This window comes from Xanthomonas nasturtii (assembly GCF_023337365.3).
In the GTDB taxonomy this organism is placed as follows: domain Bacteria; phylum Pseudomonadota; class Gammaproteobacteria; order Xanthomonadales; family Xanthomonadaceae; genus Xanthomonas; species Xanthomonas nasturtii.
Genome location: NZ_CP142084.2, coordinates 1,396,203 through 1,419,726, shown reverse-complemented (window position 1 = coordinate 1,419,726; position 23,524 = coordinate 1,396,203). Strand labels below are relative to the sequence as shown.

The 23,524-nt window shown below is 65.7% G+C and carries 26 protein-coding genes and 1 other RNA gene; 17 read left to right on the top strand and 10 right to left on the bottom strand.

Annotation, left to right across the window (positions count from 1 at the left end):
• Positions 1–198 precede the first annotated feature (198 nt).
• The gene (uvrA, locus tag M3O59_RS06185) at positions 199–3,165 is read left to right on the top strand and encodes an excinuclease ABC subunit UvrA (RefSeq protein ID WP_116904686.1); all 2,967 of its coding nucleotides are present in this window, start codon (positions 199–201) and stop codon (positions 3,163–3,165) included.
• On the top strand, positions 3,165–3,569 hold the full coding sequence (locus tag M3O59_RS06180; RefSeq protein WP_116904685.1) for an acyl-CoA thioesterase: 405 nt from the start codon (positions 3,165–3,167) through the stop codon (positions 3,567–3,569). Before uvrA ends, M3O59_RS06180 begins: the two co-directional genes overlap by 1 nt.
• A 107-nt stretch (positions 3,570–3,676) precedes the next feature.
• On the opposite strand, the gene M3O59_RS06175 is transcribed toward M3O59_RS06180, so the two are convergent.
• On the bottom strand, positions 3,677–4,105 hold the full coding sequence (locus M3O59_RS06175) for a copper chaperone PCu(A)C (protein ID WP_116904753.1): 429 nt from the start codon (positions 4,103–4,105) through the stop codon (positions 3,677–3,679).
• A gap of 65 nt (positions 4,106–4,170) precedes the next feature.
• On the opposite strand from M3O59_RS06175, the gene M3O59_RS06170 reads away from it, so the two are divergent.
• The 4 genes from M3O59_RS06170 to M3O59_RS06155 all read left to right on the top strand — a co-directional run bounded on the left by M3O59_RS06170 (position 4,171) and on the right by M3O59_RS06155 (position 7,970).
• Complete coding sequence (locus M3O59_RS06170) at positions 4,171–4,941, top strand: enoyl-CoA hydratase/isomerase family protein (protein ID WP_116904684.1); 771 nt, start codon at positions 4,171–4,173, stop codon at positions 4,939–4,941.
• 70 nt (positions 4,942–5,011) lie between these two features.
• Positions 5,012–5,917, top strand: coding sequence for an acyl-CoA thioesterase II (tesB, locus tag M3O59_RS06165; protein ID WP_116904683.1), 906 nt, complete (start codon positions 5,012–5,014; stop codon positions 5,915–5,917).
• Positions 5,918–6,139: 222 nt separating this feature from the next.
• Positions 6,140–6,649 carry a putative signal transducing protein gene (locus M3O59_RS06160; RefSeq protein WP_116904682.1) on the top strand — a complete coding sequence of 170 codons (510 nt, stop codon included), beginning with the start codon at positions 6,140–6,142 and terminating at the stop codon, positions 6,647–6,649.
• Between the two features lie 127 nt (positions 6,650–6,776).
• Positions 6,777–7,970: an RNA polymerase sigma factor gene (locus M3O59_RS06155; RefSeq protein WP_116904681.1), complete on the top strand. Its 1,194-nt coding sequence runs from the start codon at positions 6,777–6,779 to the stop codon at positions 7,968–7,970.
• Between the two features lie 443 nt (positions 7,971–8,413).
• Here M3O59_RS06155 and M3O59_RS06150 read toward each other — a convergent pair whose 3' ends face one another.
• Positions 8,414–9,013, bottom strand: coding sequence for an EF-hand domain-containing protein (locus M3O59_RS06150; RefSeq protein WP_064632289.1), 600 nt, complete (start codon positions 9,011–9,013; stop codon positions 8,414–8,416).
• A 40-nt stretch (positions 9,014–9,053) separates the two neighbouring features.
• Between M3O59_RS06150 and M3O59_RS06145 the strand changes: the two genes are divergently transcribed.
• Both M3O59_RS06145 and M3O59_RS06140 read left to right on the top strand, forming a co-directional pair.
• Complete coding sequence (locus tag M3O59_RS06145) at positions 9,054–9,968, top strand: arginyltransferase (RefSeq protein WP_147308417.1); 915 nt, start codon at positions 9,054–9,056, stop codon at positions 9,966–9,968.
• 51 nt (positions 9,969–10,019) lie between these two features.
• Positions 10,020–11,249 carry an endonuclease/exonuclease/phosphatase family protein gene (locus M3O59_RS06140; protein WP_116904679.1) on the top strand — a complete coding sequence of 410 codons (1,230 nt, stop codon included), beginning with the start codon at positions 10,020–10,022 and terminating at the stop codon, positions 11,247–11,249.
• Positions 11,250–11,634: 385 nt separating this feature from the next.
• On the opposite strand, the gene purT is transcribed toward M3O59_RS06140, so the two are convergent.
• Positions 11,635–12,837, bottom strand: coding sequence for a formate-dependent phosphoribosylglycinamide formyltransferase (purT, locus tag M3O59_RS06135; RefSeq protein ID WP_116904678.1), 1,203 nt, complete (start codon positions 12,835–12,837; stop codon positions 11,635–11,637).
• A gap of 124 nt (positions 12,838–12,961) precedes the next feature.
• Here purT and M3O59_RS06130 point away from each other — a divergent pair, with 124 nt between their 5' ends.
• The 4 genes from M3O59_RS06130 to M3O59_RS06115 all read left to right on the top strand — a co-directional run bounded on the left by M3O59_RS06130 (position 12,962) and on the right by M3O59_RS06115 (position 15,451).
• Positions 12,962–13,831, top strand: a complete 870-nt coding sequence (locus M3O59_RS06130) for an SPFH domain-containing protein (protein ID WP_116904677.1) — start codon at positions 12,962–12,964, stop codon at positions 13,829–13,831.
• A 19-nt stretch (positions 13,832–13,850) separates the two neighbouring features.
• Positions 13,851–14,135 (top strand): hypothetical protein, encoded by a 285-nt coding sequence (locus tag M3O59_RS06125; protein ID WP_064632296.1) that lies wholly within the window; start codon positions 13,851–13,853, stop codon positions 14,133–14,135.
• The gene (locus M3O59_RS06120; protein ID WP_064632298.1) at positions 14,132–14,311 is read left to right on the top strand and encodes a type II toxin-antitoxin system antitoxin; all 180 of its coding nucleotides are present in this window, start codon (positions 14,132–14,134) and stop codon (positions 14,309–14,311) included. The genes M3O59_RS06125 and M3O59_RS06120 overlap by 4 nt, the downstream gene beginning before the upstream one ends.
• Before the next feature lie 336 nt (positions 14,312–14,647).
• Positions 14,648–15,451 carry a M15 family metallopeptidase gene (locus tag M3O59_RS06115; protein WP_116904752.1) on the top strand — a complete coding sequence of 268 codons (804 nt, stop codon included), beginning with the start codon at positions 14,648–14,650 and terminating at the stop codon, positions 15,449–15,451.
• Between the two features lie 76 nt (positions 15,452–15,527).
• Here M3O59_RS06115 and M3O59_RS06110 read toward each other — a convergent pair whose 3' ends face one another.
• The 6 genes from M3O59_RS06110 to M3O59_RS06085 form a co-directional block, all read right to left on the bottom strand.
• Positions 15,528–16,202: a DNA-3-methyladenine glycosylase family protein gene (locus M3O59_RS06110; protein ID WP_116904676.1), complete on the bottom strand. Its 675-nt coding sequence runs from the start codon at positions 16,200–16,202 to the stop codon at positions 15,528–15,530.
• A gap of 2 nt (positions 16,203–16,204) precedes the next feature.
• Positions 16,205–16,576 (bottom strand): DUF423 domain-containing protein, encoded by a 372-nt coding sequence (locus M3O59_RS06105; RefSeq protein WP_116904675.1) that lies wholly within the window; start codon positions 16,574–16,576, stop codon positions 16,205–16,207.
• A gap of 95 nt (positions 16,577–16,671) precedes the next feature.
• On the bottom strand, positions 16,672–17,853 hold the full coding sequence (locus M3O59_RS06100) for a polyketide cyclase (RefSeq protein ID WP_064632304.1): 1,182 nt from the start codon (positions 17,851–17,853) through the stop codon (positions 16,672–16,674).
• A gap of 350 nt (positions 17,854–18,203) precedes the next feature.
• Entirely contained in the window at positions 18,204–18,845 is a 642-nt protein-coding gene (locus tag M3O59_RS06095) for a response regulator (protein WP_064632306.1), read from the bottom strand.
• The gene (locus tag M3O59_RS06090) at positions 18,845–20,041 is read right to left on the bottom strand and encodes a sensor histidine kinase (protein WP_116904674.1); all 1,197 of its coding nucleotides are present in this window, start codon (positions 20,039–20,041) and stop codon (positions 18,845–18,847) included. The genes M3O59_RS06095 and M3O59_RS06090 overlap by 1 nt, the downstream gene beginning before the upstream one ends.
• 9 nt (positions 20,042–20,050) lie before the next feature.
• Positions 20,051–20,227 (bottom strand): hypothetical protein, encoded by a 177-nt coding sequence (locus tag M3O59_RS06085; protein ID WP_181920387.1) that lies wholly within the window; start codon positions 20,225–20,227, stop codon positions 20,051–20,053.
• A 56-nt stretch (positions 20,228–20,283) separates the two neighbouring features.
• On the opposite strand from M3O59_RS06085, the gene M3O59_RS06080 reads away from it, so the two are divergent.
• From M3O59_RS06080 to M3O59_RS06060, 5 genes are all read left to right on the top strand, one after another.
• Positions 20,284–20,883: a GNAT family N-acetyltransferase gene (locus tag M3O59_RS06080; RefSeq protein WP_064632310.1), complete on the top strand. Its 600-nt coding sequence runs from the start codon at positions 20,284–20,286 to the stop codon at positions 20,881–20,883.
• Positions 20,884–20,886: 3 nt separating this feature from the next.
• Positions 20,887–21,630, top strand: coding sequence for a septum site-determining protein MinC (gene minC, locus M3O59_RS06075; protein WP_116904673.1), 744 nt, complete (start codon positions 20,887–20,889; stop codon positions 21,628–21,630).
• Positions 21,631–21,665: 35 nt separating this feature from the next.
• Positions 21,666–22,475, top strand: coding sequence for a septum site-determining protein MinD (gene minD / locus M3O59_RS06070; protein WP_064632313.1), 810 nt, complete (start codon positions 21,666–21,668; stop codon positions 22,473–22,475).
• 2 nt (positions 22,476–22,477) lie between these two features.
• The gene (gene minE / locus M3O59_RS06065) at positions 22,478–22,735 is read left to right on the top strand and encodes a cell division topological specificity factor MinE (protein ID WP_064632314.1); all 258 of its coding nucleotides are present in this window, start codon (positions 22,478–22,480) and stop codon (positions 22,733–22,735) included.
• 148 nt (positions 22,736–22,883) lie between these two features.
• Positions 22,884–23,381, top strand: a complete 498-nt coding sequence (locus M3O59_RS06060; RefSeq protein ID WP_095522341.1) for a hypothetical protein — start codon at positions 22,884–22,886, stop codon at positions 23,379–23,381.
• A 21-nt stretch (positions 23,382–23,402) separates the two neighbouring features.
• Here M3O59_RS06060 and M3O59_RS06055 read toward each other — a convergent pair.
• A non-coding RNA gene (locus M3O59_RS06055) (sX9 sRNA) lies at positions 23,403–23,478 on the bottom strand.
• Between the last annotated feature and the right edge of the window lie 46 nt (positions 23,479–23,524).

The window sequence follows — 23,524 nt, the reverse complement described above, 5'->3', positions numbered from 1 at the left end:
ACGGCAGGCCGGCTCGCCGCAACCGAGCGCAATCGCGCCAATGCAACGCATCATCCGGCCGCCACAGCGGCCCGGTCAGACTGGCATTTGCGGCAATTGCCCTCACTTAGGTCGGCGGGTAGGCTGATCGACTGCCACTCATTCCTGCTGAGCACGCTCGCACCACTGCCGGTTCGCCGGCCCGACATCGGATCCCCCATGGCGATGGATTTCATCCGCATCCGCGGCGCGCGGACGCACAACCTCAAGAACATCGATCTCGACCTGCCTCGCGACAAATTGATCGTGATCACCGGCCTGTCCGGTTCGGGCAAGTCGTCGTTGGCGTTCGACACCATCTATGCAGAAGGCCAGCGCCGCTACGTCGAGTCGCTGTCGGCGTATGCGCGCCAGTTCCTCAGCGTGATGGAAAAGCCGGACCTGGACCACATCGAAGGCCTGTCCCCGGCCATTTCAATCGAGCAAAAGTCCACCTCGCACAACCCGCGCTCCACCGTCGGCACCATCACCGAGATCTACGACTACCTGCGCCTGCTCTACGCACGCGTGGGCCAGCCGCGCTGCCCGGACCACGGATTCCCGCTGGAAGCACAGACGGTCAGCCAGATGGTCGACCACATGCTCACCCAGGACCAGGAACAGCGTTACATGCTGCTGGCGCCGGTGATCCGCGATCGCAAGGGCGAACATGCGCAGGTGTTCGAACAACTGCGCGCGCAAGGTTTCGTGCGCGTGCGCGTGGACGGCGAGCTGTACGAGATCGATGCGGTGCCGGCACTGGCGCTGCGCCAGAAGCACACCATCGAGGCGGTGATCGACCGCTTCCGTCCGCGCGAGGACATCAAGCAGCGGCTGGCGGAAAGTTTCGAAACCGCGCTCAAGCTCGGCGAAGGCATGGTGGCGGTGCAGTCGCTGGACGACCCGGCCGCCGCGCCGCATCTGTTCTCGTCCAAGTACAGCTGCCCGGTGTGCGATTACTCGCTGCCGGAGCTGGAACCGCGCTTGTTTTCCTTCAACGCGCCGGTGGGTGCCTGCCCAAGCTGCGATGGCCTGGGCGTGGCCGAATTCTTCGACCCGGACCGCGTGGTCGTGCATCCCGAGTTGTCGCTGTCGGCCGGTGCGGTACGCGGCTGGGATCGGCGCAATGCCTATTACTTCCAGCTGATCGCCTCGCTGGCCAAACACTACAAGTTCGACGTGGATGCGGTGTGGAACACGCTGCCGGCCAAGGTGCGCCAGGCGGTGCTGTTCGGTAGTGGCGATGAGGTGATCAGCTTCACCTACTTCACCGATGCGGGCGGGCGCACCACGCGCAAGCACCGCTTCGAAGGCATCCTGCCGAACCTGGAACGCCGCTACCGCGAAACCGAATCGCCGGCGGTGCGCGAAGAGCTGACCAAGTACGTAAGCCAGCAGCCCTGCCCGGCCTGCAACGGCACGCGTTTGAATTGCGCTGCGCGCAATGTATTCGTGGCCGATCGCCCGCTGCCGGAACTGGTGGTGCTGCCGGTCAACGAGGCGCTGAACTTTTTCCGTGGTTTGTCGCTGCCGGGTTGGCGCGGCGAGATCGCCAGCAAGATCGTCAAGGAAATCGGCGAGCGGCTGGGCTTTCTGGTCGATGTCGGCCTGGATTACCTGACCCTGGAACGCAAGGCCGACACCTTGTCCGGCGGCGAGGCGCAACGCATCCGTCTGGCCAGCCAGATCGGCGCCGGCCTGGTGGGCGTGATGTACGTGCTGGACGAGCCCTCGATCGGCCTGCATCAGCGCGACAACGAACGCCTGCTTGGCACACTGACGCGGCTGCGCGATCTGGGCAATACGGTGATCGTGGTCGAGCATGACGAAGACGCGATCCGCCTGGCCGACCATGTACTGGACATCGGCCCGGGTGCCGGCGTGCATGGTGGTGAAATCTGCGCACAAGGCACGCTGCAGGACATCCTGGAATCGCCGCGTTCGCTGACCGGGCAATACCTGTCGGGCAAGCGCCGCATCGAGATTCCGAAGCAGCGCCACAAGCCCAACCCGAAGATGATGCTGCATCTGCGTGGGGCCACCGGCAACAACCTCAAGAATGTCGATCTGGACATTCCGGCCGGCCTGCTGACCTGCATTACCGGCGTGTCCGGCTCGGGCAAATCGACGCTGATCAACGATACCTTGTTCACGCTGGCGGCCAACGAAATCAACGGCGCCTCGCACACGGTGGCGCCGCATCGCGAGGTCGAAAATCTGGACCTGTTCGACAAGGTGGTGGATATCGACCAGTCGCCGATCGGGCGCACGCCGCGCTCGAATCCGGCCACCTACACCGGCATGTTCACGCCGTTGCGCGAGCTGTTTGCGCAGGTACCGGAATCGCGTGCACGCGGTTATTCGCCCGGCCGTTTCAGTTTCAACGTGCGTGGCGGCCGCTGCGAAGCCTGCCAGGGCGACGGCATGATCAAGGTGGAGATGCACTTCCTGCCCGACGTGTACGTGCCCTGCGATGTCTGCCATGGCAAGCGCTATAACCGCGAGACGCTGGAGATCCGTTACAAGGGTTTCAACATCAGCGACGTGCTGCAGATGACTGTTGAAGACGCGCTGCGCCTGTTCGAGCCGGTGCCGTCGATTGCGCGCAAGCTGGAAACGCTGGTCGATGTCGGCTTGAGCTACATCAAGCTGGGCCAGAGCGCGACCACGCTCTCCGGCGGTGAAGCGCAACGGGTCAAGTTGTCCAAGGAACTCTCGCGTCGCGATACCGGACGCACCTTGTACATCCTGGACGAACCGACCACCGGCCTGCACTTCCACGATATCGAAGCCTTGCTCGGCGTGTTGCACAAGCTGCGCGACGAAGGCAATACAGTGGTGGTGATCGAACACAATCTGGACGTGATCAAGACCGCCGACTGGATCGTGGATCTGGGCCCGGAAGGCGGCCACCGCGGCGGCACCATCCTGGTCTCCGGTACGCCGGAAGATGTGGCCGCGCACAAGGCGTCCTACACCGGGCAATTCCTGGCCAAGATGCTGCCGTCGGTGAAGGCGCGCGAGACGCGTCCGGCGGCGATGGCCAACAAGCCCGATGCGCGCCCGCCGCGCAAGGTCAAACCGGAGAAGGTGGCCAAGGTCGCCAAGTCCGCCACCAAGAAGACTGCGAAGAAGAAGGCAAGCTGATGAGCGAACACAAGATCCTGGCACGCATCCCGATCAGCGTGCGTTGGCGCGACATGGACAGCATGGGCCACGTCAACAACGCCAAGTACATTTCGTATCTGGAAGAAGCGCGCGTGCGCTGGATGCTGGGCGTGCAAGGCGTGTCAATGACCGACCGCATAGCGCCGGTGGTCGCGGCCACCAACGTCAATTACAAGCAGCCGCTGATCTGGCCCAACGACATCACCGTGGAGCTGTTCGTGGAGCGGCTGGGCAACAGCAGCGTGACCATCGGCCACCGCATCTTCGACCAGAAGGACGACAGCAAGCTGTACTCCGATGGCAACGTGGTGGTGGTGTGGATCGATACGCAGACCGGCAAGAGCGCCGCGCTGCCGGATGCGGTGCGCGCAGCCAGCAGCTGAGTTCCGATCGGCGCGGTCGTTGACTCCGTCAACGCAAAAAAACGGCGGCTCCGTGAAGAGCCGCCGTTTTCGTTTGAACGCTGGCGTGACTGCGCGACAGCGAACGATCAGGACCCTGGCGCGCGTTTGCGTGCTTCCAGCGTGGCCTTGATCTGGCGACCATCCTGCAAGGTAAAGCTCACCGGCACCTGCGCGCCTTCCTGCAAGGGCGCGTTGGCGTCCATCAGCATCAGGTGCAGGCCGCCCGGCGCGAGCGGCACCGACTTGCCGGCCGGCAACGCCAGCTCGGGCACTGCCCGCATGCGGCTGACGCCGTTGGTCTGCGTGGTTTCGTGCAGCGACACATCGGCGAACACGCTGCTTGTGGCTGCCGTGATCTTCAGCGGCTGCGCACAGCCGTTTTGAAACTGCCCGAAGCCGGCCGCCATGCCCATGCCTCCGGGCGGCGGGATGCGGATCCAGCCGTTCTTGAATTCGGGCAGGCACTGCGCCGACACGCCCGCACTTGCCAGCACTGCCAACGCCGCGAGCAACACGCCGGCACGCATACGCCACCTGCTTCGACTGCCGTCTATCATGACCCGACCTCCAGGAGCCCCGAATGAGCATCCAGATCTTAGACCATGGCCGTCTTCGCGAAATCCGTCTGGCGCGTCCGCCGGTCAATGCGCTGGACAGCGCGCTGTGCCAGGCGTTGAGCGTTGCGGTGCAGCAGGCGGGCGACGAGGTCGATGGCATCGTGCTGTCGGGCAGCGAGCGGATTTTCTCCGGCGGCATGGATGTGCCGCATCTGCTGGCGCACGGCACCGACCGCGCCGCGCTGCTGGCCAGTTGGACCGCGTTCTTCGCTGCGGCGCAGGCGCTGGCCAACAGCCGCGTGCCGGTGGTGGCAGCCATCGGCGGGCATGCCCCGGCCGGCGGCTGCGTGCTGGCGTTGTGCTGCGACTACCGGGTGATGGCGCGCAGTGCCGATACCGCCAAACCCTATGCGATCGGTCTCAATGAAGTGCAAGTGGGCCTTGCCGCGCCGGAGGGCATCCAGCGCCTGTTGCGCCGCGTGGTCGGTGCGCACCGCGCCGAGCGCCTGCTGATCTCCGGGCAACTGCTGCCGGCCGAACAGGCGGTCACGATCGGCCTGGTGGACGAGCTGGTCGATGGCGAGTTGGTCACCGCGCGTGCGGTGGCATGGCTGCAGGAGCTGCAGCAGCTGCCGCGCCAACCGATGCTGACCACGCGTGCGATCGCGCGTGCCGATCTGCGCGCGGCCCTGGCGCCGGAATTGATCCAGCTGGAGCGCTTCATCGATGGCTGGTACGCAGCGGATGCGCAAACCGCGCTGCACGCCCTGGTCGCGCGCCTGCAAAAGGCCTGAGCCGCGCCCTCGCAGCGCCCCTTGGGCGGGCCGGTATACTCGCGGTCCGTCGCACGCCCAGGCCAGCCCCTTGTCCGCCACTGCCGAACCCGTCGTCTCCGAACTGATCAGCCTGCTGTCGCTGGAGCGCCTGGAGGACAACCTGTTTCGCGGCCAGAGCCGCGACATCGGCACCAAGTACGTCTTTGGCGGACAGGTACTGGGACAGGCATTGTCGGCAGCGCAGGCGACGGTCGAAAACGGGCGCCAGGCGCATTCGCTGCACGCGTATTTCCTGCGTGCGGGCAATATCGACCACCCGATCGTCTACGACGTCGATCGCACCCGCGATGGCGGCAGCTTTTCGGTGCGCCGGGTCACGGCGATCCAGCACGGCAAGGTGATCTTTTTCTGCGCGGCCTCGTTTCAGGAACGCGAAGACGGCGCCGAGCATCAGTCGGCGATGCCGGTGGTGCCGCCACCGGAAGACATCGAACCGGCCGCGCCGCTGGCGCCGGAGGTGTTGGCGAAACTGCCGGCCAAGGTGCAGCGCTGGCTCTCGCGCGGCGGCCCGTTCGAGTTTCGCCATGTGCTTCCGCGCGACGAACTCAAGCCGCCCAAGCGCCCGCCGTTCCAGCAGATGTGGCTGCGCTTGAACGACCCGATCGGCGACGATGTGGGGCTGCATCAGGTGCTGCTGGCGTACGCGTCGGATTTCCAGTTGCTGGGCACCTCCACGTTTCCGCATGGCATCAGCTATTACACGCCGAATGTGCAGATGGCCTCGCTCGATCATGCGCTGTGGTTCCATCGCCCGTTCCGCACCGACGACTGGCTGCTGTATTCGCTGGACAGCCCCACTGCGCAAGGCGCGCGCGGCCTGGCGCGCGGGCAGTTCTTCACCCGCGACGGGGTGCTGGTGGCCAGCACCACGCAGGAAGGCTTGATCCGGGTGGTGCCCGAGGGCAGCGCGATTGCCGTGCCGGCCAGGGAGTAACCGCCGGAGCGCGGCAGCGCGTGTAGTCGATTGAAGTTTCGTACTGGCCCTGAGGTACGCGCCCAGGCACGTGCTCCCTGCGCGCCACAGTAGCGGCAAGCTGGCATGCTCCACCGCCGCGCGCCCACGCTCAGCTGACCGCGCACTCCGCATCCTGATGTTTCATCTTGAACCGGCGCCCCAGCGGCGCCATCTGTTCCGGACCCAACGGCGTTTTCCACCATGCGCAAGATCTTCAGCAGTCAACGTATCGAAACCGCCGAAGGCGTCGCCAATCTATTGCGCGATGCGGGCATCGAGATCCGCATCAGCAACGGCCGCTCTTACCAGAGCAAGCGCGGCGGCCAGTTCAGCTATCTGGAACAGAGCCACGCCCAGGCGCAGCCCACCGTGTGGATCGTGCATGCCAACGACCAGCCGCGCGCGCGCGAACTGCTGCGTGACGCCCGCCTGCTGGACACCACCCGCCGCGACCTGCCGAATGTGGAATACACCTTCCGCGAAGGCGAAAACGGCTCCAGCGCCAGCGCGCGCAGCTGGGCCTGGCGCCTCCGCCTGGTGCTGCTGCTGGTGATCGGCGCCGTGGCCATGGTGGTGGTGATGCGCCATCGCAGCGCACCTGCGCCACTGGCGCCGGCGGCACAGCCGGCGTCGCAACAGGCGCCGGCGCCAGACGCCGCCCAACCGGCAGCAGACGACGAAATGCGTGTGCGGATCCAGCCGGTGCGCTGAGCGCGGCCGGCCAGAGCGCGGCGCGCCCAATTGCAATTGATGGCGGGATAGCCGCGCGCACGTCATCAGCCCGGTCACATCCCTTGCCGGCATGCGTCATGCTGGCAACAGGACATGGATTGCGCCGATGAACGCCAACACGCTGGACCTGATGTTGCAACGCGAACTGCCCAACGCCGCGGCCGGCTGCCAGCAGGCGTACGGACGCATCGTGGGCGCCTGCCAGAACACGGTGACCGCCATCGCGCTGGCCATCACCCGCGACATCGCAGCCAGCGAAGACATCGCCCAGGAGGCCTTCCTGCGTGCCTGGCAGCGGTTGGCGCAGCTGCATCAGCCGGCAAGCTTTCTGCCCTGGCTTCGGCAGATCACCCGCAACCTTGCGCGCGACTGGCTGCGCGCCAACCGCCATCGTGCGCTCAGCGGCGAGGCTGCCGAGCTTGCCATTGCGATGGCCGCCGACCCGGCGCCCTCCCCTGCCGACCAGCTGCTACAGGTGGAAGAAGAGATCGCCGCGCTCGATATCATTTCTGCACTGCCGGAAGAGAGCCGCGAAACGCTGCTGCTGTATTACCGCGAAGGCCAGAGCTCGCAACAGGTTGCCGCGCTGCTCGGGCTCAGCGACGCGGCGGTACGCAAACGGCTGTCGCGCGCCCGTGCCAACGTGCGCAGCGAGTTGCTGCGCCGCTTTGGCGAGTTCGCACGCGGTAGCGCGCCGAGTGTGGCGTTTGCCACCGCGGTGACCTCGGCCACGTTGCTTGCTGCGCCCGGCAGCGCAAGCGCAGCCATCGTGCTGACCGGCATGGGTGGCGCGGGCAAGCTAGGCGTGAGCGGATTGACCGGCTCGGCACTCGGCGGCGGCGGCGCCGCTGGCGCGCTCAGCCTCTGGCTCGGCATGCCGGCACTGTTCGCTGCGTGCGCGGTGCTGGTTGCCGGATTCGGCACGTACTGGTCGTGCTGGTACCTGCTGCGCTTCGCGCAGACCGCCGCTGAGGCAGCAGCGATCCGTCGTTTCATGCACATCACCACCCTGAGCTCGGTGCTTGTGGTCGGCAGCACGCTTCTGCTGAAACAGCTGGATGCCGGCGCGTGGGCATCGCTGCTGATGCTGTGCGCGGGCATGGCGGTGATCAACTATCAATCCATCCGGGTGCTGCCACGCGTCATGCGCCCCATGCTGGAACGCGATGCGCGCAGGCGCGGCGCCACGCGTGCACCGCTGTTGTACCGCTGCATGTTCAGTCCGGGCGCGATGGTGGTGAGCACAGCGGCCGTCATTCTGCCGATCGTGCGGCACTACATGCAGCTGGGAATGTTCTGAGGCCGGCGTGACGTCACCGCAGTACCGGCAGTTGCAACCCGTTCCGAGACGAGGACATACGGCTGCGGATTCACCCGCGCTGGCGGCAGCACCGGCTTTGCGTCACGCAGGCTTGGCGACATGGTTGTCGCGACGCACACTGAAGCACGCTGCGGCGCAGCCTGCCTGCTTGCCTGCCTGCCTGCAACGGTGAACGCCGCGGGCAGCAACGTCGCATGGTCCGAAGTGATGCGTTCATACCCGACTTCAGTGGCCACCGGGTAGCGCCCACGCTGCTACAAGCAGGGAGAATTCGACCAGACCCCGGAGTCATGAAGTGAAGGCGAGTCTCTTCACCAGTCTGCTGATGATGGCCAGCAATGGTGCTGCTACGTGTTGCTGCTGGTTGCAGCGACCGACGCGCCTGTCACGCGCCGGCCGCTGCATCGGTGCGCCCTAACTGCTTAGTTGCCCGCAGCAGGCTTGGCCGGCATCGCAGGCTTGCCGTGGTCGCCACGCTCACCCGGACCGCGCGGGCCGTGGTCGCCACGCAACTTCGATGCCGCGTCGAACTCGGCCTTGCTCAACTTGCCGTCCTTGTCGGCGTCGGCCTTGGCGAACCATGCATCGCGATGCTGCTGCATGCGCGATTCGCGGTCGGCACGGTCGACGAAGCCGTCCTTGTTGACATCCATCTGGTCGAAGCGCGCAGCGAACTTGGGGTCGGCCTTGGCTTCTTCGCGGCTAATGCGGCCGTCCTTGTTGGTATCCAGCTTGGCCATCCATTCGCCACGTCCGCCGCGGCCATCACGGCCCGGCCCACGATGATGCGGGCGCTCATCGCGCGACAGCTTGCCGTCCTTGTTGGCGTCCAGCGTGTCGAATTGCGCGGCCAGTTTCGGGTCCGCGGCCGCTTCGCTGCGGTCGATCACGCCATCGCCGTTCTTGTCGAGCTTGGCAGGGCGCGGCGCATCGCCGGGGGCCGGCACGGTGGCGGCGAACGCGGTGCCGGTGGATAGCGCTGCCAGCACGGCCAGGGCGAGGAAAGGTTTGCGTGACGTCATGGGACACTCCTGGAAGATGGAAAGCACACGCGGCACCTGCATGGGCCGCATCGCGTGGGTGGTGCGTCCGGATCGTCCGTGCGCTGCCACCAACACCCACATCAACGAGCCGTCGGCGTGCGCGTTGACGTCCGGGCCGGGCGTATTCATCCGGCGGACAGTCGCCGCTGCTGCGACGCACAGGCGCTATCCTGCGGCCATGGCCATCCATGCCGACACTCACGACGACCTGCGCCTGTTCCAGACCGGCGTGCATGCCTGCGGCTATTGGTCCGACCGGCAAGCGCGCGACCTGGTGCTGGACCCACACGACCCGCGTCTGGGTGCGATCTATCCGCAAGCCCTGGCATGGGGCTTCCGCCGCTCCGGCGATCTGGTCTACCGCCCGCATTGCGAACGGTGCCGTGCCTGCGTGCCGGTGCGCATTGCGGTGGATGCCTTTCGTCCCGACCGCAGCCAACGCCGGTGCCTGGCACGTAATCAGGACCTGGTCGTGCGCGTGGTGGCTGCCGAACGCACCGAAGAACAACTCGCGCTCTATCGCCAGTACCTCAAGCACCGGCATCCCGGTGGCGGCATGGACGAGCATGGCGCCACCGAATTCGACCAGTTCCTGATCGGCGGTTGGTCGCACGGGCGCTTTCTGGAGATCCGCGAACCGGCCACTGCGCACCTGCCCGGCCGGCTGCTGGCCGTCGCAGTGACCGATGTCACCGAGCATGCGCTGTCGGCGGTGTACACGTTCTACGCGCCGGAGGCGGCCGCGCGCAGCCTGGGCACCTTCGCGATCCTGCAGCAGATCCACTGGGCACAACGCGAGCGGCGCGCGCATGTCTATCTGGGGTACTGGATCGACGGCCATGCAAAGATGAACTACAAGCGCCGCTTCACTGCACTGGAAGCCTACGACGGCCGCCAATGGCGCGGATTACCCGCGACCGCATCGGCGCCGTGAATCGCAGCGCGCGACATCGGGCTGTCGCTTCGGGCATGCGAGAATCGCCCGATGATCAGACCTCTTCTTTTGCTTGCGCTGACCGCGCTATGCCCCGCCTGCACCCATCGCACGCCGGCATCGGCTGCTACCTCCGATAGCGTCACTGGCGGACCCGTGGCGACACAGCTACGCATCGCCACCTACAACACCTCGCTGTATTCGGACCAGGCCGGTGGCCTGATCCGCGAGTTGCAGGGCGACAGCGCACATGCGCGCAAGATCGCCGCCGTGCTGCAGCGGGTGCGCCCGGACCTGGTGTTGCTCAACGAATTCGATTTCGACCCGGACCACCGCGCTGCCAATCTGTTCCAGCAGCGCTATCTGCAGGTTGCCCAGCCGGGCGGCGGTGAGGCATTGCGTTATCCGTACCGCTATCTGGCGCCGGTCAATACCGGTGTGCCGAGCGGCCTGGATCTGGACAACAACGGCAACAGCGGCGGTGAAGGCCGCTCGCGTGGCAACGATGCCTGGGGCTACGGCTTGCACCCCGGCCAGTACGGCATGCTGGTGTTGTCGCGCTACCCGATCGATGCGCAGGCCGTACGTAGTTTCCAGCTGCTGAAGTGGAGCGCATTACCGGGCGCGCTGCGGCCAATCGCCCCGGGCAGCAAGACCTCGTTCTACAGCGACGCCATCTGGGCGCAGCTTCGCCTGTCGTCCAAATCGCATTGGGATGTGCCGGTGCGCACGCCGCTGGGCCTGGTGCATGCATTGGTATCGCACCCCACCCCGCCGGTGTTCGACGGTGCCGAGAAACGTAACGCTGCACGCAACCACGACGAACTGCAGCTGTGGCGCGCCTATCTGGACAACGCCGCCGACAGCCAGCGCTGGCTCTGCGACGACAAGGGCGGCTGCGGTGGCCTGCCTGTCGACGCGCGCTTCGTCATCCTGGGCGATCTGAACAACGACCCGGTCGATGGCGCCGGCCGGCATGATGCGATCCGCGCGCTGATCCATCACCCGCGCGTGCTGCAGTACCCCACCCCGCAAAGCGACGGCGGCCCGGAAAAAACCGCCGAATATGCGACGCTAGGCATCGCCCATACCGGCGACCCGCAGCAGGTGACCGGCGACTTCGGCCCGCAGGCCGGCACCATGCGGCTGGACTACGTGCTGCCGTCGCGCCAGTTCACCCTGGTCGGCAGCGGCATTTTCTGGCCGGCCAGCGGCGCGCCGGACGCGGCGATTGCCGATGGCAGCGACCACCATGCGGTGTGGGTGGATGTTGTTTGGTAGCTGGGATTGGGGAGTCGGGATTTGGGATTGGGACGGGCGAGTTCCTGGTCCGTCTGCGTTTTTGCGCTTGTCTGGTCGGCGGATGCAGTCACATGCGTTAGCCGCGCTGAGAGGCGCAGCTCTGCTGGCAGCGAGCCAACCGATGATGTCGCTTCACCTCCAGTGATCTGAGTCAAGCGGCACTACCGTGCTTGCTTCTCCCGCCGGAACGTTGTCCTCGCTTATGGGGGAAAAGGTGCCCCGACGGTGCGGATGAGGGTGCGTGCGAAGCCTGGTGCGGATCGCATGGGCCAAGGATGCCGGTCATGGTGACGCAGCGACGCCTGCAGCTTTGGCGGGTTGAAGCAGTGCAGCGGTGCGCTGCACTGCTCAGAACCTACGGCGATCAGCCCTGCAGCTGGATCGTCAGCGCCGCAGCCGCAACACGTGCTTTCTCGCGTGCAGCATCGATGCTGTCCGCGCGTGCCAGGGTGACACCGACGCGGCGATGGCCGTCCACGCGCGGTTTACCGAACAAGCGCAGTGCGGTGTCCGGGTCGCGCAGTGCATCGGCCACGTTGTCGAACACCGGCACGCCATTGCCGTGCGCCAGCAGCGCGCAGGATGCCGACGGGCCGCTCTGACGGATGACGCCGCCATCTTCTGCGCCCACCGGCAGGCCGAGGATGGCGCGCGCATGCAGCGCGAATTCGCTCAACTCCTGCGACACCAGCGTGACCAGGCCGGTGTCGTGCGGGCGCGGCGAGACTTCGCTGAACCACACCTCGTCGCCCTTGACGAACAATTCCACCCCGAACAGGCCCCAGCCACCGAGGTCGTCGGTGATGGCCTTGGCGATCTCCTGCGAGCGGCGCAATGCAGCGGCCGACATTGGCTGCGGCTGCCAGCTTTCACGGTAGTCACCGTCCTGCTGCCAGTGGCCAATGGGGTCGCAGTACGAGGTGCCGCCGGCATGCCGCACGGTGAGCAAGGTGATTTCGTAATCGAAATCGATGAAGCCCTCGACGATGCAGCGGCCGGCACCGGCACGCCCGCCGGTCTGCGCGTACTCCCATGCCGCGGCGAGGTCGGCGTCGCTGCGCAGCGTGCTCTGGCCCTTGCCCGAGGACGACATCACCGGCTTGACCACGCACGGCAAGCCCACTGCGACAATCGCCTCGCGATATTCGGCGGCGGTGTCGACGAAGCGATACGGCGAGGTCGGCAGGCCCAGCGTTTCGGCGGCCAGGCGACGGATGCCTTCGCGGTCCATGGTCAGCCGCGCGGCACGCGCAGTCGGGATCACCTTCTGGCCCTGCTCGCGCTCCAGCGCCACCAGGGTTTCGGTATGGATCGCCTCGATCTCCGGCACGATCAGGTGCGGCCGCTCGCTGGCGATCAGCGCGCGCAAGGCAACGGGGTCGAGCATGTCCAGCACGTGCGAGCGGTGCGCCACCTGCATCGCCGGTGCGTTGGCATAGCGATCGGCGGCGATCACTTCCACGCCGAAACGCTGCAGCTCGATAGCCACTTCCTTACCCAGTTCGCCCGAGCCGAGCAACAACACGCGGGTGGCGGAAGGCGACAACGGCGTGCCGAAAGTGGTCATGAGCGCAGTCCAGATCGAGGGGGCCGCCATTCTAACGGCTGCCAACGGCTGCGCCGACGAATGGCCCTTGCCTGCAATGATATCAAAACGATATCTTTTACTCATCCCACAAGGACTTGCCCTCATGAAAGAGAAGCAGATCGGTTCATTGCCCGGCATTCCCGTCGTCCTGGTCGCAGGCGCCGGCCTGATCGGTGCGGCCTGGTCCGTGTTGACGATGATGGCCAGCACCAGCGCTACGCCAGTCGCCTTCATCGCCGCGGTGCTGGTCGCGGCGGCGGGCATTTTCATACTGGCCGGCCTGTACACGCTGGAGCCCAACCAGGCCGCGGTGTTGAGCCTGTTCGGCAAGTACGTCGGCACCGTCAAGGACGCCGGCCTGCGCTGGAATGTGCCGTTCTACGCCAAGCGACGCGTCAGCCAGCGCGTGCGCAATTTCGAAAGCGGCCGGCTCAAGGTCAACGAGCTGGATGGCAGCCCGATCGAGATTGCCGCGGTGATCGTGTGGCAGGTGCTGGATGCCTCCGAGGCGGTCTACAACGTCGACGACTACGAGAGCTTCGTGCACATCCAGTCGGAAGCGGCGCTGCGCGCGATGGCCACCAGCTACCCGTACGACCAGCACGAAGACGACCAGATTTCGCTGCGCAGTCACCCGGCCGAGATCAGCGAACAGCTCAAGCGCCATCTGGACGAGCGCCTGACCCAGGCTGGCGTGGATGTGATCGAGGCGCGCATCAGCCACCTGGCCTATGCGCCGGAAATCGCCCAGGCCATGCTGCAGCGTCAGCAGGCCAATGCGGTGATCGCCGCACGCACGCGCATCGTTGCCGGCGCGGTGGGCATGGTCGAAATGGCGCTGTCGGAACTGCAGAAAAATGGCGTGGTGCAGCTGGACGAAGAGCGCAAGGCGCACATGGTCAGCAACCTGCTCACCGTGTTGTGTTCTGATCGCGGTATCCAACCGGTGGTCAATGCCGGCTCGTTGTATTGAGAGCAATTGAGAGCAATCGATGAATGTGATGGTGCCCCTGATTGTTGCGCTTTCCGGCCTGCCCGCGCTGGCGATTGCCGCGTCCATCGGCGCGGACGATGACGACCGCGCACGCGGCCTGGGCTTGCGCTGGGCGTTGATCAGCCTGGTCATCCTGATCGGCGCCGCGTGCCTGTACTGGGCCGGCGACAACCGCGCCGGCATCTATGCGGTGGTGATCGGCATGATCATCGGCGTCAACACGCTGATCGTGTCGATGGTGCTGCACCTGCGCCGGCACGGCAGCCGCAGAGACGGCCAATGAGCGAAAAAAAGGCCTACCCGCTGCGTATCAACGCCGATGTACTGGCCGCCGTGCAGCGCTGGGCCGACGATGAGCTGCGCAGCCTCAACGCGCAGATCGAATACGTATTGCGCGATGCGCTGCGCAAGGCCGGCCGGCTGCCGAAGCCGCAGTGCGACACGGAATCCCAACCATGAGCACGCGCTGGACCTACCTGACCATCGAGCTGAAGCCATCATTTGTCGGCACCATCAAGAGCGAAGACATCCAGTCCGAACTGCTGTAACAGGGCAACCTCGGCTGGGAACTGGTCAACATCCTCATGCAGACGCCACTGGGCGCGGCGCTGCTGGTCTTCAAGAAACAACGTTGACGCCCGCGCCGAGCACCGCTCGGCAACTGGAAGGTGGTGGGCGCTGCGCCGATTGCAGAGGTGCGCGGCACTGCAGGCGAGTTCCTCGCAGCAGCAGGTACCATCGGGGCAAACCCTGATGCAGCTGGCCGAGCGCGCTGGCGCAGACTACCCTGTCGCCATGCCGACGCGCTCCGTTCCGACACGACTGCTCAATACCCGTTATATCGAACTGTTGCCCGCCGCACTTTTGCGCGCACGCAGCAATGCCGACGCACGCGTGCTTGCGCAGGCGGATTGGTTATTGCGGCGCAAGCGCGACGGGCGCTATCTGGCTGCACAACTTGCGCACGGGGTCATGCCGCTGGTGCCGCGCCTGGCGCGCGAGCCAGGCCTGGATGAGGCATTCGATCGGCTGCAGGCGGCCGACATGCCCGGCATGTCGCCGGACGGCGTTGAACTCCCGGTCGACGGCCTGCAACGGCGCCTGGCACAACTGAACATCGCCGAAGACGCTTACGTCCGCCACACCGGACTGCGACTGATCGCCGAACCGGCAACGCTGCAGTTCGCCGGGCGCGATCGCTTCGGCCGGCCGCTGTGGCTCAGCGCAGGCGGTGCGCGCGCGTGGCGGCAGATGCATGCGGCCGCGCTGCGTGCGGACATCGTGCTCGATGCAATTTCCGGCTATCGCAGCCACGATTACCAACTGGGCATCTTCGAACGCAAGTTCGCGCGCGGGCTTACCCTGGAACAGATTCTGGCGGTCAACGCGGCGCCCGGCTTCAGCGAACACCATAGCGGCGACGCATTGGATATCGGCACCCCGGACGAACCGCCGGCCGAGGAATCCTTCGAAACCACGCCTGCATTCGCCTGGTTGCGCAGCAACGCGCAAGCGTTCGGCTTCCGGCTGAGTTATCCGCGCGACAACCCGCACGGCATCGTCTACGAGCCGTGGCACTGGCGTTGGTCGAGAGCGTAAGCCGCAGGAGCGTCATGCGCCATGCGACGTGGCTTGATAGAGCCACCCCATCGCGCCGACCACGCTTGCGAAGACATTACTCCTGCGAACGCGGCGTCGGCACCTTGGTCGCCACGCTGAAGTCGGCGATCTTCCACAGGTAGAACGCGGCGTAGGTGCGGTACGGGCCCCAGCGTTCGCCGCGTGCTGCCAGTTCCTTCGGGGTGGGCATCTGCGCCTGCTTGTCCACGCGCTGCGCGCCCTTGCGGACGCCCAGATCGTCGATGGGCAGCAGATTCGGGCGACCCAGGCGGAACATCAGCATCATTTCCACGGTCCAGCGCCCGATGCCGCGCACCGGCACCAGGGCGTCGACAATGGCGTCATCGTCCATGAAGGCGAGCCTGCGCAGCGAGGGAATCTCGCCGGCGCTTTCGCGGCGTGCCAGATCGCGCAAGGCCAGCGCCTTGTTGCCGGAGACGCCGCAGGCACGCAGCGCCGCATCGTCGATGCGACCGAGCGTGTCGGCATGCACCCGCTGCGCGCCGATCGCCACTTCCACCCGCGCCACAATGGTGGACGCCGCCTTGCCGCTGAGTTGCTGGAACAGGATGGCGCGCGCCAGCGCATCGACCGGGTCGAACGGTGTGCGCCACCCCGGCTGCGGGGCGACCGGGCCGATGCGCTTCATCCAGGCGTCCAATGCGCGATCGCGCCGGGACAACTGCGCGAACGCGGCCTCCACATCGAATCCGAGAGCGTGGCGCGGCATGCTCAGCGCCTCAATGCGGCGATGGCCAGCACCACCCAGCCCAGCATCAGGCCGACGCCGCCCACCGGTGCCAGGCGGGTGGGCCACTGCAGCAATGCACCGCCAACCAGGCTGCCGGCAAACAGCAAGGTGCCGAGCAACAGCAGGTACAAGCCCACCCGCCCGATCACCCGTGTCTCGGTGGTGCCCAGCACGGCCAGCACTGCGCCATGGCCGAAGGCATACAGCGCGGCCAACTGCAGCCGCGACTGCACCAGCGCATCACTCACGCCATGCGAGGCATAGGCCGATACGCCCACCGCGGTGGCCGCCAGCAAGGCGCCGCAAAACGCCAGCAGCGAAGGATGTTTCTTACGACGTTCGAGCAGAGGCATGAGGCGAGTTCCGTCACCGTGCGATAGGGCAAAAAAAAACGCGCCGCAAGCGAGCGGCGCGTTTTCGTCTGGATCACGTCATCGTGGTGAGACGATTACTTGATGGCCCAGTAGACGTCGTAGGTACCGTCCTGCGTAAACGACTTGTCCACGCCGCCCTTCCACGACTCGTACGGACGCTCGGTCACGTCGTTGCCGTTGGTGGCAGACCAGGCGCGCAGGGAACTGCGCACTGCGTCCAGGCCGGCCATGTGGCCTGCATAGGTCGCAAAGGCAGAACGGTGCGCCTTGGTACGCTCGTACTTCACCGGCGCTTCCGACGGGATGTTGAGCTTCAGCTCTTCGCCCGTTGCAGCGACCGGCGTTGCATCGACCGGTGCAGCGGCAGCCGCGTCGTCCTTCTTGGCGTCGGCCTTGGCGGTGTCTGCTTTGGCGTCGGTCTTCGGAGCACCGCCCGCGCGCTTGCGCACCGGCTGGACCACGTCGAAGGCGTACTTGTCGGTGGCGAAGTCGGTGGTGACGATGCGCACCGGACCAGCAGCTTCCAGACCATTGGCGTCCATGACGCGCTTGATCCACTCCTGGTTGTCCTTGATCGACTTCTTGATCGTCTCGTTGTCACGATCGATATTGCCCGCGGTGACGAACAACAGGTCTTCGGCCGGCACATCGACGATCTTGAGATCACTCAACACCGGCTTGCCATCCAGCTGTGCGCGGTAGTCGAAGTTCGGCACGGTGGCAAATACGGTTGCCAGGCGCGACAGACCCAACTTCAGGTCATCGCCCACATGGCGGCTAACGTACAAGCCGGCGTAACGACCGAACAGGTTCCAACCGTACTTGACGCTGTAGTCCTGGGTGATCTTGACGTTCTTGTTGTTCTTGCCGGTCGGCACCAGGGTGAAATTGGTGACCTTGTCGTAGCCCTTGGTGGGATCTTCGATCGCGATCTCAACACGCTCGTTCTTGACGCTGTTGGTGATCTCCCAGCTGCCGTTGCCGATATAGCCCTCGGTGGAGCTGTATTCGACGCGTGCACCCTTGCCCTCTTGCGGGCCGGCCAGCTTCAGCTGGATCTTCGGGTCACGCAGCACAAGCGGGTTCCAATCCTTGAAACGACGGAAGCTGTTCACGGTGTCGTAAACAATCGTCATTCTGCGGTTGGTCTCAACACTCTCGGACATCTGCCGTTCCGAGGGCAACACCAAGCCCACCACGACAAACAAGCCAGCCACGATCCCCAAGGCGATCAGGAACTCGATAATACGGGTCATTCAGGAGGTCTCCGGGGCCGATCCCACGGCCGGGTTGAGTGAAGCGAAGCCACCATCCTAGCAGGCTTCGAGAAAGATGTTCAGTTGTGCGACGGATAGCGCGGTCTTGCGGTGTCATTGACCGCGCAACACCGCGTGCGGGGGCGGCGCAATCCCAACCTGCACAAGGGTTTGGGCAATTGCGCGCCGCCATCATGCACATCGCGCGCTGCCTGCGTGTGATGTCGCAGTTGCCGTGCGGGATTGCATGGGCCGCTGCGGTTGTTCGACCGCAGGTGCGGCGCCGTGAATGCGACGCCCACCTTGCCGCCACCGGGCGCAGCGCCGAGGTCGGCGGCGCTGCACGGGGCTCACACCAGCTGCAATTCGAACGCCTTCAGCACCGCGCGGGTGCGGTCGCGTACGCCGAGCTTGGACAGAATGTTGGAGACGTGATTCTTGATGGTGCCTTCGGCCACACCGAGCGAATTGGCGATTTCCTTGTTGGAAAAGCCGCTTGCCATCAGCCGCAGGATCTCGGTCTCGCGGTCGGTGAGCGGATCGGGCCGGTCCAGACTGACGAATTCGTTGCGCATGTGCTCCAGGCCCGACAGCAGGCGCTGGGTCACCGCCGGCTGCACCAGCGAGCCGCCATCGGCCACGGTGCGGATGGCGCCGACCAATTGTTCCAGCGAGACGTCCTTGAGCAGATAGCCCTTGGCACCGGCCTTGAGCCCGGCCAGCACCAGTTGGTCGTCGTCGAAGGTGGTCAGGATGATGGTCGGCGGCAGCGTGCCGTTGCGCGAGAGCATCTGCAGCGCTTCCAGCCCGGACATCACCGGCATGCGCATGTCCATCAGCACCACGTCCGGCTGGATTTGCGGAATCTGCTCCACCGCCTGCCTGCCGTCGGAGGCTTCGGCCACCACCTCGATGCCGTCGTCCAGCGCCAACAGCGAGCGGATCCCCTGGCGCACCAGGGTTTGGTCATCGACCAGGCACACACGGATCATCACAACACTCCTTGAGTCACGGCCGCAGGCATCAGTGCCGGCGCGCCTGGAACGCAGATGCGCAGGCCGAAGCCGTCACCCCGCCGGGTTTGAATTTCGAGCTGCCCACCATACTGGTTCAGCCGCTCGCGCATGCCGCGCAGCCCGTTACCCGGCGCGACCGCATCGGCGCCGTGGCCGTCGTCGCGGGCGTCGATCAGCACGGTGTCGGCATCGCGGCGCACCTGGATCCACAGGTTGCGCGCGCCGGCATGGCGCACCGCATTGGTGATGATTTCCTGGGTACAGCGCAGCAGCACGTGGGCGCGCTCGGGGTCGTCCAGGGTCAGCGGCTGGGCAATATCCAGGTGGATGTCCAGCGACGGCACCTGGGTGACCAGCGGGCGCAGCGCCGCTTCCAGGTCGATCGCGCCGCTGTCGCGCAGGTGGCTGACCGCCTCGCGCACATCGGTGAGCAACAACTTGGCCAGCGTATGCGCCTGGCGCACGTGTTCCTGGGCCTGGCCCTCGGTGATGTGGCCGGCCACTTCCAGGTTGAGGCTGAGCGCGGTGAGGTGGTGGCCGAGCAGGTCGTGCAGCTCGCGCGAAATGCGGGTGCGCTCGTTGATGCGGGCGCTCTCGGCCAGCAACGCGCGGGTGGCGCGTAGTTCGGCGTTGAGCCGGCGCTGTTCTTCGCGGGCATCGGTCTGCTGGCGCGCGACCAGGCTGGTGACGAAGATGAACATCGAAAAGCCGCCGTACAACAGCGACTGCATCAGTGCAGCGAACAGGGTGAAGTCCGGGCGCAGGTAATAGAACACCGGCAGCACCGCCAGCTGGCTCAGCACCAGCCACAGCACGCCCACGCGCAGCGGCAGCAGCCACGGGATCACCCCGGCCGCCACCATCATCAGGATGCTGCCGAGCCCGGTTCCACTCAGATAGCTCACCGCCAGCGCGCAGACGGTGAGCAGCAACAGGATCAGCCGGTCGTACCAGTGCGCATGCCCGCCGCTGTTCAAACCGCGGGTCAACCAGAAGTAGCTGGCGCCGAAACCGATGAAGAACGCCGACATCATCACCGCCTCGGCCACGCTGCGGTGGTCGCCCTCTTCGGCCGGCGGCCAGTAGGTGTACACCAGGGGCATGACGATCATCGCCCAGGTGAACAGGCCGGCGAAGCGCAGGACGCGCGTATGACTGAGGTATCCCAACATGTCCACATCTTAGGCGGAACCGGCGGCGCTGCCCTCTTGCCGGAAGTCATGCATGCGGCCGATGCGCACACGCGCAGGCAACCGCTGACAGGCAGCAAAGGTGCCGGTGGCGATGTAACGATGCATGCGGGCGCCGGCCGCGCCGGGCCGGTCGCGCGCTTCGGGTCGCCGCTTCAGGCCACGCATGTAATAATCCGGCGCAGATCCGATTTCGGGTCGACGCGTTACCCCACGGAGTCCCAATGTCGATCGTCATCCGCGACGTGCGCGAGCACGAGCTCGATTCCGTCCTGGCCCTGAACAACAATGCCGGACTGGCGATCCTGCCGCTGGATTCAACCAAGCTGCAACGTTTCTACGCGCAGGCCGAGTATTTCCGCGTCGCCGAGCGCGATGGCAACCTGGCCGGCTTTCTGGTCGGTTTCGGAAGCGGCAGTGCCCACGACAGCAGCAATTTCGCCTGGTTCCGGGACCGTCACCCGGAATTCTTCTATATCGACCGCATCGTGGTCGCCAGCCGCCGCCGCGGCGGTGGCGTCGGGCGGGCGTTCTATGCCGATGTGCAGAGCTATACCGAGCTGCGTTATCCGCAGCTGGCCTGCGAGGTGTTCCTGGACCACGGCGCCGATGCGGCCTTGCTGTTCCATGGCAGCTTCGGCTTCCGCGAGGTCGGCCAGAACACCATGGCCGATGTGGAAGTGCGCGCCAGCATGCTGATGAAAGACATGTGCAGCTATCCGTGGGTCAAGCAGACCTATGGCGGCAAGTTGCCCGACCACTTGCCGTGGGTGGGCCGGCCGCGTCATGCCGCCGCCACCGCCAAGCCATCGACGGGGAGCTGAGTTGTGTCGAGTGTGAATGTGGATTTTGAACAGGCCGGCGAACTGAAGATCGGCCAGGTGGGCATTGCCAACCTGCGCGTGCGCACGCTGGATGTGCCGCGGCTGGTACAGGAAATGCGCGAGCGCGTGACCCGTGCGCCCAAGTTGTTCGGCCGTGCAGCGGTGATCCTGGATTTCGGCGGGCTGTCGCAGGTGCCGGACGTGGCCACCGCCAAGGCGCTGCTGGACGGCCTGCGCGATGCCGGCGTGCTGCCGGTGGCGCTGGCCTACGGCACCAGCGAGATCGACCTGCTGTCCCAGCAGTTGGGAGTGCCGCTGCTGGCCAAGTTCCGTGCGCAGTACGAGCCGGTGGCGGTCAGCCCCCCGCCGCCGCCGCCGCCCGCACGGGCCGAACCGGCACCGCCGGCCGCCCGGCCTGCACCGGGCCGGATGCAACGCACCGCGGTGCGTTCGGGCCAGCAGCTGTACGCGGAGAACTGCGACCTGACCGTACTCAGTACGGTGGGCGCCGGCGCCGAGGTCATCGCCGACGGCAGCATCCATATCTACGGTACCCTGCGTGGCCGCGCTCTGGCCGGCGCGCAGGGCAACCCCGACGCGCGCATCTTCTGCCGCGACTTCCACGCCGAACTGGTTGCCATCGCTGGCCACTACAAGGTGCTGGACGATGTTCCCATGGACCTGCGTGGCAAGGCCGTCCAGGTCTGGCTGGAGCAGGATCAGATCAAGATCGCTGCGCTTGATTGACGCGGCCCAACCACAGAAATATTCGGAGAAATCCTTTGGCTGAAATCATCGTAGTCACCTCCGGCAAGGGCGGCGTCGGCAAGACCACCACCAGCGCAAGCCTGGCCTGCGGGCTGGCCAAGCGCGGCAAGAAGGTCGCGGTCATCGACTTCGACGTCGGCCTGCGCAACCTGGACCTGATCATGGGCTGCGAGCGGCGCGTGGTGTACGACTTCGTCAACGTGGTGCATGGCGAAGCCACGCTCAAGCAGTCGCTGATCAAGGACAAGCGTTTCGACAACCTGTACGTGCTGGCTGCCTCGCAGACGCGCGACAAGGATGCGCTGACCCAGGAAGGCGTGGAGAAGGTGCTGAAGGATCTGGCGGCCGACGGCTTCGAGTACATCGTCTGCGATTCGCCGGCCGGCATCGAAAAAGGCGCGTTCCTGGCGATGTATTTCGCCGACCGCGCGGTGGTGGTGGTCAACCCGGAAGTGTCGTCGGTGCGCGACTCGGACCGCATCATCGGCCTGCTCGATTCCAAGACCCGCAAGGCAGAAGAAGGCAAGAACGTGCCGGCCTTCCTGCTGCTGACCCGCTACAGCCCGGGCCGCGTGGAAGGCGGCGAGATGCTCAGCATCACCGACGTGGAAGAAGTGCTGGGCCTGAAGGCGATCGGCGTGATTCCCGAATCCGGCGATGTGCTCAACGCCTCCAACAAGGGCGAGCCGGTGATCCTGGACGGCGAGTCCCCGGCCGGCCAGGCCTACGACGACGCGGTCGCCCGCATCATGGGCGAAGAGCGCCCGATGCGATTCACATCCGTGGAGAAGAAGGGCTTCTTCAGCAAGCTGTTCGGAGGGTGAGCATGGGACTATTCGACTTTCTCAAGGCCAAGAAAAACACCGCCGAGACCGCCAAGAACCGCCTGCAGATCATCATTGCCCAAGAGCGCAACCACCGCGGCGGGCCGGATTACCTGCCGCTGATGCAGCGCGAATTGCTGGAAGTGATCAAGAAGTACGTCAACATCGACGCCGATGCGGTGCGGGTCGACTTGGTCAAGGACGGCGAGCATGACGTGCTGGATATTTCCGTCGCGCTGCCGGAAGAAGGCGACAAGTAGCGCGGCCATGGCCGCCAGCGTGCAGGCCATCGGCGCGCGCGCTGTGTGGCAGTCGCCGCACCAGCATCACGACGGTACCGTGTTCGCACGGTACCGTTTTGGTATCTGCCCCATTGCGCGCCCTTGCAGCGCGCCCGACCGCGAGCGATTGCGCGTGACCTCCCATCCTGTTGCCACATCCGATGCGTCCGCGGTGCTGTGCGTGGCCGATATCGGCCTGGACGCCCCTGCCGCGCTGCTTGCGCGCTACGGCCTGCGCCTGCACCGTGTGGAGGCAGGCGCAGCGATCCCGGGCAGTTTCTGGGGCGAACCGGAAGCGGGCATCATCGGCTGCGATGTGTATGTCCGCGACGACACGCCGGTGCATTCGCTCCTGCATGAAGCCGGACATCTGATCGTGCTGCCGGCGCAAAAACGCGCCGCGGTGCATACCGACGCCACCGATTCGGTGGATGAAGAAGACGCCACCTGTTACCTGCAGATTCTGCTGGCCGAGCAGTTGCCCGGTGTGGGCAGCGCGCGCCTGATGGCCGATATGGACAGCTGGGGCTATACCTATCGCCTGGGTTCCACGCGCGCCTGGTTCGAGCAGGACGCGGAAAACGCGCGCAGCTGGCTGGATGCGCGCGGCTTGTTGCCGGCCTGATCCTGCGCTGCGCCTTACAGCGGCTATCAACCTGTTACGAGCAGTCGTCAGTCAGGCGTGGACGGCACGCAGCAAGCGCAGTGTTCGAGTGATACCTGCCGCAGCGGGTAGTGGCCGCGTACCGCCCGGCGGTGAACGCAGCC